This window comes from Patescibacteria group bacterium (assembly GCA_023473585.1).
Taxonomy (GTDB): domain Bacteria; phylum Patescibacteriota; class Microgenomatia; order JAMCYU01; family JAMCYU01; genus JAMCYU01.
Genome location: JAMCYU010000001.1, coordinates 97074 through 110455, shown reverse-complemented (window position 1 = coordinate 110455; position 13382 = coordinate 97074). Strand labels below are relative to the sequence as shown.

11 protein-coding genes are annotated in these 13382 nt (G+C 37.7%); 10 read left to right on the top strand and 1 reads right to left on the bottom strand.

All coding sequences use genetic code 11. The features are described 5' to 3' along the window. Positions 1 to 134: 134 nt before the first annotated feature. Positions 135 to 581: a Trp family transcriptional regulator gene (locus M1575_00485; protein ID MCL5095203.1), complete on the bottom strand. Its 447-nt coding sequence runs from the start codon at positions 579 to 581 to the stop codon at positions 135 to 137. A gap of 197 nt (positions 582 to 778) precedes the next feature. Between M1575_00485 and M1575_00480 the strand changes: the two genes are divergently transcribed. Genes M1575_00480 through M1575_00435 form a run of 10 tightly spaced genes read left to right on the top strand, consistent with a single transcriptional unit; the run spans position 779 to position 13361 of the window. Next, positions 779 to 1711 carry an ABC transporter ATP-binding protein gene (locus M1575_00480; protein MCL5095202.1) on the top strand — a complete coding sequence of 311 codons (933 nt, stop codon included), beginning with the start codon at positions 779 to 781 and terminating at the stop codon, positions 1709 to 1711. Next, a complete protein-coding gene (locus M1575_00475; protein ID MCL5095201.1) occupies positions 1708 to 2499 on the top strand; it encodes an ABC transporter permease in 792 nt (263 codons plus the stop codon). Before M1575_00480 ends, M1575_00475 begins: the two co-directional genes overlap by 4 nt. A gap of 8 nt (positions 2500 to 2507) precedes the next feature. Further along, positions 2508 to 3263, top strand: a complete 756-nt coding sequence (locus tag M1575_00470) for a glycosyltransferase (GenBank protein MCL5095200.1) — start codon at positions 2508 to 2510, stop codon at positions 3261 to 3263. Next, positions 3256 to 4437, top strand: a complete 1182-nt coding sequence (locus M1575_00465) for a hypothetical protein (GenBank protein ID MCL5095199.1) — start codon at positions 3256 to 3258, stop codon at positions 4435 to 4437. Before M1575_00470 ends, M1575_00465 begins: the two co-directional genes overlap by 8 nt. Continuing rightward, the gene (locus tag M1575_00460) at positions 4434 to 5525 is read left to right on the top strand and encodes a hypothetical protein (GenBank protein MCL5095198.1); all 1092 of its coding nucleotides are present in this window, start codon (positions 4434 to 4436) and stop codon (positions 5523 to 5525) included. Before M1575_00465 ends, M1575_00460 begins: the two co-directional genes overlap by 4 nt. Before the next feature lie 9 nt (positions 5526 to 5534). Beyond that, positions 5535 to 7025, top strand: coding sequence for a glycosyltransferase family 39 protein (locus M1575_00455; protein ID MCL5095197.1), 1491 nt, complete (start codon positions 5535 to 5537; stop codon positions 7023 to 7025). Between the two features lie 3 nt (positions 7026 to 7028). Further along, on the top strand, positions 7029 to 9425 hold the full coding sequence (locus M1575_00450) for a YfhO family protein (GenBank protein ID MCL5095196.1): 2397 nt from the start codon (positions 7029 to 7031) through the stop codon (positions 9423 to 9425). Continuing rightward, positions 9400 to 10959: a 6-pyruvoyl-tetrahydropterin synthase-related protein gene (locus M1575_00445; GenBank protein ID MCL5095195.1), complete on the top strand. Its 1560-nt coding sequence runs from the start codon at positions 9400 to 9402 to the stop codon at positions 10957 to 10959. Before M1575_00450 ends, M1575_00445 begins: the two co-directional genes overlap by 26 nt. Then, positions 10952 to 12655, top strand: coding sequence for a 6-pyruvoyl-tetrahydropterin synthase-related protein (locus M1575_00440; GenBank protein ID MCL5095194.1), 1704 nt, complete (start codon positions 10952 to 10954; stop codon positions 12653 to 12655). Before M1575_00445 ends, M1575_00440 begins: the two co-directional genes overlap by 8 nt. Next, positions 12639 to 13361 carry a glycosyltransferase gene (locus M1575_00435; GenBank protein MCL5095193.1) on the top strand — a complete coding sequence of 241 codons (723 nt, stop codon included), beginning with the start codon at positions 12639 to 12641 and terminating at the stop codon, positions 13359 to 13361. The genes M1575_00440 and M1575_00435 overlap by 17 nt, the downstream gene beginning before the upstream one ends. The last annotated feature ends 21 nt before the right edge of the window (positions 13362 to 13382 follow it).

The window sequence follows — 13382 nt, the reverse complement described above, 5'->3', positions numbered from 1 at the left end:
TTTAGAACAATGAAAAAAAAGAACGATAATTTATGAATCAACTTAAATGTTTCAAATCATTTAAGCGAATTCAGATCAGGTACGGTGTACGGTCAGTATATAAACGAGGTATTAAGAGGTATGAATATGGAAATTTAATAGGGTTTTTGTTGCTGGCGGCGTTTCTCCCATTGTCTTTTTCTGACTTCAGCCCAATTCGTTCCTGGCCTAGGAGGCAGAATGTCTTGAATCTGTTTTTCTACGTTTTGCCATAATTTATCCCATTTTTCATTCTGAATTATCCTTTTTAAGACCATGCGGTAGCCCTTGCCTTTTGTTTTTAGCCAAAGACTGACTGTCCAAATAGTCGGAGCACTGACTTTGAGGATATTATTAATAGATTTGTAATCGTAACCTTTCAATAAAAGCAGAGCAATAGAGACTCTTTTAGATAGCATAATTTTTTCGGTGGGAGTTAAAAGATCTTCCAGGAAAGAAGCCACGGTTTCCTTTGTCGAGCAAGAGGCCAGTGACTGCCAAAAAATCTCTAGCATCCTGTCCTCGATTTCTTTAGAAATGAATCTTTTAGAAACCTGACTCATAAATTCTGACTTACACTCAATGTTTCAAATCATTGAAAAGAATTCATTAAGATTATCATAGTGGGATATTTATTTTATGTCAAGAAAATGAGGCAAGAAAAGGAGGACGATCCATCCAGGAAAAACACAATTCCCCTACGGGTAGTAATGACGTTTTATCTTTGCAAAATGAATATCTATAGTCTACAATTAAATTTGTGGAAAAGCCCGTTTTAGAAGTTAAAAACCTGATAAAAAGATTCGGTTCGCCAACCGACGGATTTGTGGCTGTTAACAATATTTCTTTTGAGATGAGAGAAGGGGAGATCTTGGGATTGTTGGGCCCAAATGGTGCCGGAAAAACCACGACGATAGACATGCTGCTTGGTTTAACCAAGCCAACCAGCGGAGAGATTAAGATCTTTAATCTGCCGCTTGAGAAAAATAGAGTCGAAATTTTAGGAAACATGAATTTTTCTGCCGCTTACGTTAATCTTCCCTGGCGGCTTAAGGTTTGTGAGAATTTATACACTTTTGCCAGGCTTTATCAGGTAAGCGACTATAAGGCAAAAACAGATCAACTTTTACAGGAATTTAAAATTTTTCATTTGAAGAATAAAACAACCAATGATTTGTCGTCCGGTCAGTTAACCAGTCTTTATTTGTGTAAAGCCTTTATTAATAACCCTAAGCTTCTTCTTCTGGACGAACCGACGGCTTTTTTAGATCCCGATGTGGCCGATTTAACCAGAAAATTTATTTTGAAGAAAGTCAGAGAAGATAAAACGACCGTTCTTTTTACCTCACACAATATGGCGGAAATAACGGAAATCTGTGATCGGGTAATTTTCTTACATAAAGGTAAAATCGTTGCTGAAGATACCCCCGTTGGTTTGTCGCAGAAAATAAAAACCTGTAAAGTGCGATTGCTTTTTTTAGTCACACAAGAAAAAGTTAATTTATTGCTTGATAATTACGGTTATCAATATTTATTAGAGGGAAACGAAACGATTATTGAGATCGAAGAGGAAAAAATAGGCCAGCTCCTGGGAAGATTGTCATTAGCGAAGCTTAAATATTCGCAAATTACGATCGAAAAACCAACATTAGAGGATTTTTTTCTAAAAGTCACTCGGGAGAAAATGACATGAGCTTAAAAAGAATCGTGGCCGTTGTTATCCGTCATCTTTATATTTGGCCCAGAAGCCTGGAGAGGTGGCAGGGATCTTTGGGCTGGCCGCTTTTAGGACTGATCAGTTGGGGAATGACGATGTCTTTTTTTGAGAAAAATGCCTCCTTTGGTTTTTCAATTATCGCTTTTCTTTTAGGAGGAGTTATTTTTTGGGAATTCACCTCAATTTCCCAAAGAGAAATGTCGGTTAATTTCCTAGATGAGGCCTGGAATCAAAACTTAATTAATATCTTTTCGACACCGCTGACCACGGCTGAATTTTTGTTAGCCAGCGTAATCTTGGGCTTAATTAAACTAACATTGACAATGCTGGTTATGCTCTTGGGAGCATTTATTTTTTATAAATTTAATATCTTTGGTCTTTATGGTCTCTATCTTCCTTTTTTGATTATCAATCTTTTAATCTTCGGTTTATCCTTCGGCGTTATCATCAATGGCTTAATTGTTCGTTTTGGTTTTGGAGCTCAAGAGTTGGCGTGGGCTTTGTTAGCTTGGGTGTCTCCCTTTTCTTGTATCTATTATCCTCTTTCTTCGATCCCCACTTGGGCTCAAAAAATCGGGCAGATGCTTCCCTCAACCTATATTTTTGAAGAAATGCGAAGAGTGATTATGACAGGGTCAATAAATACTGGCAACTTAATGATAAGCTTTGGTTTGAACATCATTTATTTGGTTCTGTCATTATTATTTTTTAATTGGATGTTTGAAAATGCTCGCGAGCATGGAAGGTTAGTTAAACTTAATTAAAAAAAGATATGGACAAGGAAATCTTTTTATCAGTCGTTATCCCTTGTTATAACGAAGAAAAAAATATCAGACTTGGCGCCTTGGGAAAAGTTTCTGATTATTTACAAAAACAGCCGTATTCATGGGAAGTCATCATTGTTGATGATGGGTCGGAAGATGAAAGCAGAAGTTTAATTGAAGAATTTAGGAAAAGCCATCTTGGTTTTTCTTTGATTAAAAATAAGCATCAGGGGAAAGCGGCGACCGTTATTACGGGCATGGTTGGGGCCAACGGACAATACGTTCTCTTTTGCGATTTAGATCAGGCTACGCCAATTAATGAGTTGGAAAAACTTCTTCCCCTGATTCAAAAAGACTATGATGTTGTTATCGGTTCAAGAAATACGGAAAGAGAAGGGGCGCCCCTTTCAAGAATCATTATGGCCAGGGGATTTATGTTTTTAAGAACCCTTATTCTTGGTTTGTCGGGCATAACCGATACACAATGTGGTTTTAAGATCTTTAAAAATGAAGTCGCCAAGAAAATCTTTAATCGTCTTAAACTCTATGGTCAAAAAAAACTGGTCTCCGGTTCAATGGTGACGGCGGGTTTTGATATCGAGATCCTGTTTGTCGCCAAGAAATTAGGTTTTAAAATCAAAGAAGTTCCGGTTGAATGGCATTATGTCGAGACAAGAAGAGTCAGTCCCCTGAAGGATTCGTGGCAGGCTTTTTGTGACTTGCTTAAAATTCGCCTGAAGAGTCTCCAGGGATTGTATGAATAATAAAAGCTATTTCATACTGGCCATAAGCTACTTAATTCTTATTTTTGCTTTGTTTTTTTATTCGTTTACTCAAGTAGACCTTAATCTGACTCTTCCCAATTTTCCGATAACACGTGACTTACAAAACATCTTTATAAAAATTGGGTATTTTCAGCGTCCGCTTTCCGCAGTCATTTTTTTGATCATCATTTTATTGTTGATTCTTTTTTATTTCCTCTTTTTATCTTTAGTTAGGAAAAATAAATTTACGGAAAGAAAAATATGGTTTTTGCTTATTTTCCTCTCCGGAATTTTACTTTTTGCCTACGCTGCCTTTTCTTATGACCTTTTCAATTATCTTTTTTGGGCAAGAATTTTTACTCATTACGGACTTTCTCCGTATCAATTTAGACCGCTTGATTTTCCCGATGATTCTTGGATTCGTTTTATGCGTTGGACCCATACGACCTATAATCACGGACCGGTTTTCCTGGGACTTTCTTTAATTCCCTCGTTTTTGGGTCTGGGTAAATTTACCTTAACTCTTTTTAATTTTAAACTCTTAATGACTCTTGGCTATTTGGGCAGCGCTTTCTTTATAAGCAAAATCATGGAAAAGATAAAACCCCAGGATAAACTTTTTTCCCTTGTTTTTTTTGCCTTTAATCCGCTGATTATCATTGAATCGTTAGTGAGCAGTCATAATGATATTTTAATGTTGTTTTTTGCCCTGGTGTCCTTTTATTTATTAATTTTAAGAAAAAAAATAAGTTCTTTTTTCTTTCTTTTTCTTTCTTTTGGCATTAAATTTATCTCCGTAAGTTTTCTCCCTTTTTATTTTCTCGCCTTACTGAGGAAAAACGTGAATTGGTTTTTGTTTATCAAAATGCTACTTTTTGGTTTTCTCGTTTCTTTAATACCGGTTATCGTGCAAAGAGAATCGTATCCCTGGTATTTTATAACCGTTATCGGCATGGCCAGCCTGATTGCCGAAAGCAGGTTCGTAACGATGATGACGATGGGTTTAACTTTGGGTTTACTTTTGCGCTATGCGCCCTTTCTTTATTTTGGCCATTATCAACCGCCCGTGTCTGACTTAACTCTTTGGTTAACTCTTATCCCGTTAGGGATTTCTTTATTAATCTGGATCATCACCGGATTTTATTCTCTTAAATTTTCAAAAAGAAAATCATGAAACAGAAACTGGGCCTTTTTATTTTGCTTTTTATTCTTATCTTTAATTTCTTTTTCCGGATTTTTGAATATCGGCAGGAATACTTAACGAAATTTGATCCGGTTTATTGGCAAAATCGCTATCTAAAATCACAATGGGTTGATCCGCAGTCAAAGGAATCGATCGGTGACGATGGTCTTTACGCTTATGCGGGCTGGGCTTATGTTAACGGAGAAGACCCCAGTATTTTAAATGCCGAAATGCCGCCGCTTGGGAAATATCTTATCGGTTTGTCCATTATTATTTTCCAAAACCAAAACATTTTTGCGCTTTTAACCGGCATCTTAGTCTTATTTTGCTTTTACAAACTGAACCTCTTTTTTTTAAAAGATAAATTTTGGAGTCTTTTGCCCGTAACTTTTTTTTCTTTCGAGCCGCTTTTTTACAAACAGCTTCGGGCTCCTTACTTGGATACGCTTTATTTAATGTTTCTTATTCTGACTTTTTATTTTCTTCTTAAGGAAAAATTTTTTCTCTTTGCCGTTTGTTTTGGGTTAATGGCCGGAACAAAAAATACGGTTTCCACAGGTCTTTTAGTCGGAGCTACCTGCGGCCTGTATCTTTTTGTGAGCAAAAGGAAGAATCTAATTAATTTTCTTCGAAGTTTACCTTTGGCCATAATCGTTTTTTTGTTAACCTATGGCCGTTATTTTTTCTTAGGCCATAGCTTTCGTGAATTTCTGGGAGTTCAAAAATGGATTTTGAATTTTTATACGGTGGGGGCTAAAGGGGAAATGGGAATGGTCTTTCCCATGATGATTTTAAATCGATGGCCTACTTGGTGGGATGGCGTTGTCAATATTTCTGAGTGGCAAATTACCTGGCCGATTTTATTTATCGCCGGCAGCTGGTATTTGGTCTCTCATCTTTTAAAAAGGAAGCGCGATAGCCTTTCTCTAATCGTCATTTGGTTAGTGATTTATTTTGTGTTTTTATTTTTTATTCCCGTTTGGCCCAGATATTTTCTTTTAATAATGCCCTTCCTTTATTTATTCCTGACTTATTTGGTTAAAGAAAAGTTTAGTAATATAATAGTTAAAACAAAATAAAAAAAGATTATGGCCATTTTTAAGGATCTTAGGAAAATTGAGATTTTTGCCGTTTTTGTTATTTTTGTAGCTTATTTTTTCTCGCGATTTTTGTCACTGAATAATTTCCCGATCTTTACTGATGAGGCGATTTATCTTCGCTGGGCGCAAATTGCCAAGAATGATGCCAACTGGCGTTTTATTTCTCTAACTGACGGCAAGCAACCTCTTTTTATTTGGTTAACCATGATGGCCATGAGGGTAATTTCCGATCCGATCACGGCCGGCAGATTTATTTCGGTTTTGGCCGGAGCGGGGTCTATTTTAGGTTTAATCTTTGGCGGAAAACTCATTTTTCAAAAATGGCAGGTTGGGATAATTGCCGGCTTTTTATACCTGATTTCTCCGTTTGCGATGGTTTACGATCGAATGGCGCTCATGGATGGATTATTGGCCATGTTGATGCTTTGGGCCTTAATTCTGGAGATTCTTCTTATGAAAAACCTGCGTTTAGATATCGCCCTCCTTTTGGGTGGCCTGATGGGCTTTACCATGCTAACGAAGACCTCGGGCTTCATCTCTCTCTATCTCTTACCTTTTTCCTTATTGCTTTTTGATTTCAGTTGCAAAGAGAGACTTAAAAGATTAAGTAAGTGGTTATGTCTTGTTTTAATAAGTTGTTTTGTTTCCCAGATGATCTATTCGGTCTTACGTCTTTCCCCGTTTTTTCACATGGTTTCTCAAAAAGACACAACCTTTATTTACCCATTATCCGAATGGTTGAATCATCCGTTTACTTTTTTCTATGGAAATTTGGCGGGCCTTTGGAGTTGGATAATTGGTTATCTAAGTTGGCCATTGGTTGTGACTGTTTTTCTAAGTTTTCTGGCGATGAAATTCTTCAGGGAAAAACTGCTTCTTTTTTCTTGGTTTATGGTGCCGTTTGTCGGTTTAGCCTTATTTGGCAAAGTTATCTATCCTCGCTTTATATTTTTTATGACGCTACCGCTTTTCTTATTAAGCGCCAAGACCCTTTTTAATTTAGGGACTCTTCTTAAGAAAAAAATAGTGACCATTTTTTTGCTGGTTATTTTGTTTATTGTTCCTTTAAAGACGGATTATGAACTTTTCGTTAATCCCACGGAAGCACCAATTCCCCGCTCGGACTCTCATCAGTATTTTAACGACTGGCCATCGGGTTGGGGGATAAAAGAGAGCGTTGACCTTTTTAAGGAGAAAGCCAGGCAAGAGAAAATTGCGGTGTTTACCGAAGGGACTTTTGGTTTATTGCCGGCGGCCATAGAATTATACCTGGTTGACGATACCAATGTCTTTATTAAGGGAATTTGGCCCATACCGGACAAACCGACGGCGGAGGTTATGGAAAAAGCAAAAACAGAACCTACCTATATTATTTTCTTTCAGAATCAACCACCACCGGGTTGGCTGGCTGAACTTATTTTAAAAACAAAAAAAGGGACAACGGATAGATACAACTACGTCTATCAAATTAAGCCCTAAAAAATGATTGAAACCTTTAAAAAAAGATTTCCTCTGGTTTTTTTGGTTCTTTTTTTCCTGATTTTTTTCAGAAAAGTAATTTTTGGAGGCCTTCTTCCGATTCCCTCCGATCTTCTTGTTTCTTTCTATTTTCCTTTCTCTTCAGGAGGATTTAAGGAATACTCTTCTTGGGTTCCTAATAAAGCCCAAGTTGCCGACGATTCTCTTCGGCAACAATATCCCTGGAAAATGTTTTATACAACTCAAATAAAGAAGGGTGAATTACCGCTTTGGAATCCTTATGCTTTTTCGGGATACCCCTTAACCGCCAATGTTCAAACAGGGACATTTTACCCCCTTAATCTTTTGTTTATTTTCATCAATCCGAAGATTGCCTGGACAATTCTTGTTCTTATTCAGCCCGTTCTTTCGGTTCTGTTTATGTATTTTTTTCTTCGTTCCCAAAAATTAGGGCAGGAAAGTTCTCTTTTAGGAGGTTTGGGTTTTGCCTTTATGAGTTTTGAACTTTTCTGGATGGAACAAATGATTATCGGCCATACAACCCTATGGCTTCCTTTAATTCTTCTTGCTCTTCAAAAAATGAGCGAAGGGAAGAAAAAATGGTTTCTCGTCGGCATTATCGCGACCGCTCTTTCAATTCTGGGAGGTTATTCACAAACAAGTCTCTATGTTCTTTTTATCAGCGTTTCTTTTTTGCTTCTGAAGGTAGCCCTAGAAAAAGACAGGGCCAAAAAAACCTCGCTTTTTGTTTTTGGAACCCTTGTTTTTATCTTGGCCTTAGGTCTAAGCGCCATTCAACTTTTTCCGACCTGGGAAATTTATAAATTTTCCGCAAGGGAAGGAACCTTTTCGGAGAGTCTTTATGAAAAATCACTGGCTCCGCCAAGAAATATTTTAACCTTGCTTTCGGCAGATTTTTTCGGCAATATGGCTACCCATAATTATTGGGGAGACCAACACACCGACTTTAATCACTGGTTTGGTTGCGTCCCTTTAATGGTTACCCTTACGGGGCTTTACCTTTGGTACAAAAAAAAGATTGAGCTGGGAGTAGGCAAGTGGTTTTTAATCATGGGTTTGGTGGCCTGGATTTTTTCTCTTCAAACCCCTCTTGGTTATTTTCCCATGATTTTTAAAATTCCCATTCTTTCAACCGGCGTTGTGGCCAGATTTTTATTTATTTTTCAATTTTGTCTGGTTATCGTTGCGGCCATAAGCCTAGACAAAATGATAAAGAATAAAGATTTAAAAATTTCTCTAAAACCGGCCCTATTCCTTTTCTTGTTGACCGCGCTTTTGACCATAACGTATTTCTTTCTCTCCAAATATTCTCTTAATGTCTATGTTCTGAAGATTTCTAAGGTGACTTACAGAAATCTCGCTTTTTCCTCGGTAATCTTTGGCGCCGGTTTATTTTTCTTGTTTCTGACCAAATTTGGGGCGTTACGAAGATATTGTTTTTACGGCCTTATTGCCCTTACCGCTTTGGAATACTTGTATCTTGGCAATAAATATTTGCCCATGGCCAAAAAAGAATATCTTTTCCCCGAACATCCGGTTTTTACTTATTTGCAAGAAAAGGCAGGCATTGACAGATTTTGGGGACAGGCCGCAACCTACGTGACGACTAATTTTCCGACCGTTTACTCTTTGCATTATTCTGATGGTTATGACTCCTTATTTATGAAAAGATACGGCGAGTTTGTTTATTCGGCCAGAAATGGCCAAATTCCGGCAACTATTCCCAGAAGTGATGTCAATTTAGATCCCAATAAAGAAGAGTGGAAGTATAAGGAAAAAATGCTTGATCTCTTGAGCATAAAATACATTTTAGACAAAAATGATATCCCCAAAGAAAATTTTGAGCCGGAATTATGGAAATTTCCCCCAGAACGTTATGAACTTCTTTGGCAGGACGGGAAATTTAAGATTTATGAGAATAAAAAAGCCTATCCGAGGATCTATTTTGCCGAAAAAATAATCGTCAAAAACAATAATCAGGAGATTATTGATGAACTTTTAAAGAAGGATTATAAGGAAAAAATCGCTGTTTTAGAGGAAGAAATCAATCCGCCACCCGTAGAATCTGGGGGAAAAATTAAATTAACCGTTTCCTCTCCCAACAAGATGTCAATGGAAACTGTCAATGACAAAAGCGGCCTTTTGGTTCTTACCGATAATTATTATCCCGGATGGTATGCCAGAGTTGACGGGAAGCAAACGAAAACATACAGGACAAATTATTCCTTTAGAGGGATTATTGTTCCTAAGGGAGAGCATAAAGTTGAGTTTGCCTATGAGCCTGATTCGCTGAAGGCCGGTTTTACTATCACGTTGGTTTTTGGTTTTATGACCGTTCTGGCGGTTTATGTCTATGGAAAAAATAAAAACTTATCTTAAAAAAAACAAAACTCACCTTTGGCCGTTTTTGCTTCTTTTTGTTTTGACTGTTCCTTTGCTTTTACCACTTTTTCGGCCAGGGATGTTTGTGAGTGATGACGGCGGTTGGATGATTGTTAGGCTGTCTGATTTTCACCGTAGTCTTCGTGATGGCCAATTTCCGGTTCGCTGGGCCGGCCGTTTAAACTTCGGGTATGGTTACCCTGTTTTCAATTTTCTTTACCCCGGAGCTCTTTATTTGGGAGAAATGATCCATCTTTTGGGATTTAATTTTATTTTGTCGATTAAAATACTCTTTGGTCTAAGTCTCATTTTCTCGGGTATCTTTTGTTATCTTTGGCTTAGGAAATTGTTTCCTTCTTGGCCGGCTTTGGTTGGCAGTTTTGTTTATCTTTACGCTCCTTATCATCTTTTCGACATTTATACCAGAGGTTCGTTGGGCGAGGCGGTAGCTTTGGCCATTTTACCGTTAATTTTCTGGTTGGTGGAAAAGAAAAATATTTTTTTGACCGCCCTTTTTACCGCAATCTTAATTACCTCGCACAACACCCTGGCTCTGATTTTTTTACCGGTAATTTTTCTCTACGGTTTTTTGGGAAAAATGTTTAAGACCTCCGGTCTGATACTTTCCTTTCTTCTTGCCTTTCTTCTTTCCGCTTTTTTCTGGGTACCGGCCCTTTGGGATCAACAAGACACCATTTTTAGTCAGGTAACGGTTTCCCAATGGCAAAACTTTTTCCTAAACAGCAAAAATTTCTCTCTTTTGGGTTGGGAGAGTCTTATTTTGGCTTCAGGTTCTTTATTAATTCTTTTAAAGAAAAGAGACAAAAAAGCTTTATTATTTTTAATAATTTTTCTTCTTTCTATTTTTTTGGCCATGCCGCTATCTAGCGTTGTTTGGCAGGTTATACCGCTACCCAAACTGGTTCAGTTTCCCTGGCGTTTTCTTTCTTTAGCGATCATTTGTTTAAGTTTTTTAACCGCTTTTTCGCTTAATACTCTGTCTTCGAAAACTAAATTGAGTGTCGGAATTTTAATCCTTGTTGTCTTTTTTCTTTCCTCATGGCCGCGTCTTAACCAAATAAAATATGAGCTAAGAACAGAAGAGTTTTATACGACTAATGAAGACACGACGACGGTAAAAAGAGAATACACCCCGCGATGGGTAAAAAATTTTCCCGCTAATCATCCGGGAAAAAAGATCGAATTAGTTTCTGGTCAAGGCCAAATAAACCTGATTTTGCAAAATTCGCGAAGAATTATTTTTACGACAGAAAACCAGACAGAAACAACAATCAAAGTTAATCTCGTTTATTTCCCCGGCTGGCTGGCTGAAATCGACGAAGTTAAGACCGCAATTTTTTTTGAGAATGAAGGCGGGCTGATTTTTCTATCAGTTCCCCAGGGTAAACATAAAATTGAAGTTTTATGGGAAGAAACGACCCTGCGGAAGTTAAGCGATATTTTAAGTTTCGTCACCTTTACAGGTTTAATTTTGGGTTTGCTCTTCAGGAGGAAATTAAAAGATGTTTAAAAAATTATTGCCGTTTTTTCTTCTTTTGTTTTTAAGCTTTTGGGCCGTTTTCCCTCTTTTTCATTCGGGATTTTTCCCCATGCATGACGATGAACAGATTGCCAGACTTTTTGAGCTGAACCAAACCCTTTCCGCCGGTCAATTTCCACCAAGGTGGATTGACGGATTAGGCTTTGGTTTTGGTTATCCTTTTTTCAATTTTTATCCGCCCTTTGTTTATTACTTTGGAGAGATTTTCCATCTTCTGGGAATTTCTTTAATTGACTCCACAAAGATAGTGATGGGACTGGGGTTTCTTTTATCGGGACTTTTCAGTTATCTTCTGGCTAAAGAATTCTTTGGCAAAAGCGGCGGCTTGGTTACGGCGGTTTTTTATCTTTATGCGCCGTATCATTCGCTTGATCTCTATGTTCGGGGAGCCTTGGCAGAATTTTACGCTTTTGTTTTCTTACCGGCGGTTTTATGGTCGACCTTCAAATTAATTAAAGAAAGAAACAGAAATTGGCTAGTTATCAATAGTTGTTTTTTGTCATTACTGCTTCTAAGCCACAATCTGATAGCTTTAATCTTTTTGCCATTTTATTTTGCCTTTGCCGGCTTTTTAGTTTTACCAAAGAAGGATAAGAAAAAAATTATCCTGTCTTTTCTTTGTTCCTTCATGCTATTTTTAGGCTTAAGCGCTTACTTTTGGTTGCCGGCCCTTCTTGAACGGCAATATACTCTGGTTGATCAGATTTTAACCGGAGAGTTGGCATCTTATAAACTTCACTTTGTTTATTTACGTCAGTTTATAAGTTCTCCCTGGGGTTATGGAGGGTCAATTTACGGACTAAACGACGGGATCTCCTTTGAGGTGGGCAAATTGCACCTGCTTTTAAGTTTCTTGGGAGGCGTTTTCGGTTTATATCTTTTTTTGAAAAAGAGAAAAGAGTGGCAAGTTTTTATGTTTTATGTTTTATGTTTTATGTTTTCTTTATTCATGGCGAGTTTTTACTCCCAATTCATTTGGGATAAGCTGCAGCCGCTTTGGTATGTTCAATTTCCCTGGCGGTTTTTAGTTTTTACCGCTCTTTTTTCCTCTCTTTTGGCGGGCGGTTTGGCAAGTTACGTCTCTAAAATTCGTCAGCCTTTTACCAAATGGTTAATGTTAGCTTTCTTGATTGCCTTTGTTGTCCTCCTTAATAGGGATTATTTTCGGCCGGCCCGTTATCTTGAAGTTACGGATAAAGACTACACGACAAAAGAAGAGTTAAATTGGCGGGTAAGCAAAATGTCGTTTGAATATGTCCCAAAGGGAATTGCGACCGTGCTTTCGGATATTCAAACGACTCAAGTTGATATTAAAAGGGAAGAAATACCGATAAATTCTTTTGTTTCGGATGGTAGGCTTCAGGTTAAAGAAAAACAAATTTTACCTCATGAGAAAAAATATGAAGTCTTTGGCGAAGGAGGGAAATTAACGGTTAACACCTATAATTTTCCCGGCTGGGAGGTTAAAATCGACGGTCAAAAAACCAAAATTGACGACAACAATAAATTTAAATTGATAACCGTCGCTGTTCCCAAAGGGAGTCATTTGGTTGAGGTCGTCTTTAACGATACACCATTAAGGACCTTGGGTAATTTTGCGTCGGTAATTAGTTTTTTTAGCCTGATTATGCTATTATTTTTGCCTAAACATGAAAAACGGTCCTAAAATATTGATCGCTTTGCCGGTTTATAACGAAGAACAAGAACTGGAAAAAAATGTCTTAAAAATTAAGGATTTTATCGCGCCGTTAGGTGAAAAAAACTTCCAGATTATGATTGTTGATAATGCCTCGACAGATAAAACACGAGAGATCGGTAAGAATTTAGGACAAAAATACCCAAGAATAAGTTTTTTGCGTCTTGAAGAAAAAGGCCGAGGTTTGGCTCTTAAAAAAGCCTGGGCATCTTATAGGGCTGATTATTATTGTTATATGGACATAGATCTTTCAACCAATTTAGGTCATCTGCCGGCGATCATCAAGGCCCTTGAGAATGGTTTTGATATCGCTTTGGGTTCAAGGCTCTTGCCGAAATCAAGGGTTAGCGGCAGAACTCTTAAAAGAGAAATTCTTTCAAGAAGCTACAATCTCATCGTCAAACTTCTTTTCCAGATCAGTTTTTCAGACGCCCAATGCGGATTTAAGGCTGTTAATAGACGAGTCGTAAGCGAACTTTTGCCCAAAATAATAGATAACGAGTGGTTTTTCGACAGCGAGCTTTTAATTACCGGAGAAAAATCCGGTTACAAGCTTTATGAAGAGCCGGTAATTTGGACCGATAATCCCGGTTCAACCGTCCGTGTCCTCAAAACAGTCTCTGGAGATCTAAAAGGTCTTCTTCGTCTCTTCTTTAGTCGTCCTTGGAGAAAGTAAGGCTACTTTGGTATAATTTAG

Bases quoted from the DNA above. Each gene is read 5' to 3' on its own strand.
- M1575_00485 (MCL5095203.1), bottom strand. From the start codon at position 581: ATGAGTCAGGTTTCTAAAAGATTCATTTCTAAAGAAATCGAGGACAGG.
- M1575_00475 (MCL5095201.1), top strand. From the start codon at position 1,708: ATGAGCTTAAAAAGAATCGTGGCCGTTGTTATCCGTCATCTTTATATT.
- M1575_00470 (MCL5095200.1), top strand. From the start codon at position 2,508: ATGGACAAGGAAATCTTTTTATCAGTCGTTATCCCTTGTTATAACGAA.
- M1575_00465 (MCL5095199.1), top strand. From the start codon at position 3,256: ATGAATAATAAAAGCTATTTCATACTGGCCATAAGCTACTTAATTCTT.
- M1575_00460 (MCL5095198.1), top strand. From the start codon at position 4,434: ATGAAACAGAAACTGGGCCTTTTTATTTTGCTTTTTATTCTTATCTTT.
- M1575_00455 (MCL5095197.1), top strand. From the start codon at position 5,535: ATGGCCATTTTTAAGGATCTTAGGAAAATTGAGATTTTTGCCGTTTTT.
- M1575_00450 (MCL5095196.1), top strand. From the start codon at position 7,029: ATGATTGAAACCTTTAAAAAAAGATTTCCTCTGGTTTTTTTGGTTCTT.
- M1575_00445 (MCL5095195.1), top strand. From the start codon at position 9,400: ATGGAAAAAATAAAAACTTATCTTAAAAAAAACAAAACTCACCTTTGG.
- M1575_00440 (MCL5095194.1), top strand. From the start codon at position 10,952: ATGTTTAAAAAATTATTGCCGTTTTTTCTTCTTTTGTTTTTAAGCTTT.
- M1575_00435 (MCL5095193.1), top strand. From the start codon at position 12,639: ATGAAAAACGGTCCTAAAATATTGATCGCTTTGCCGGTTTATAACGAA.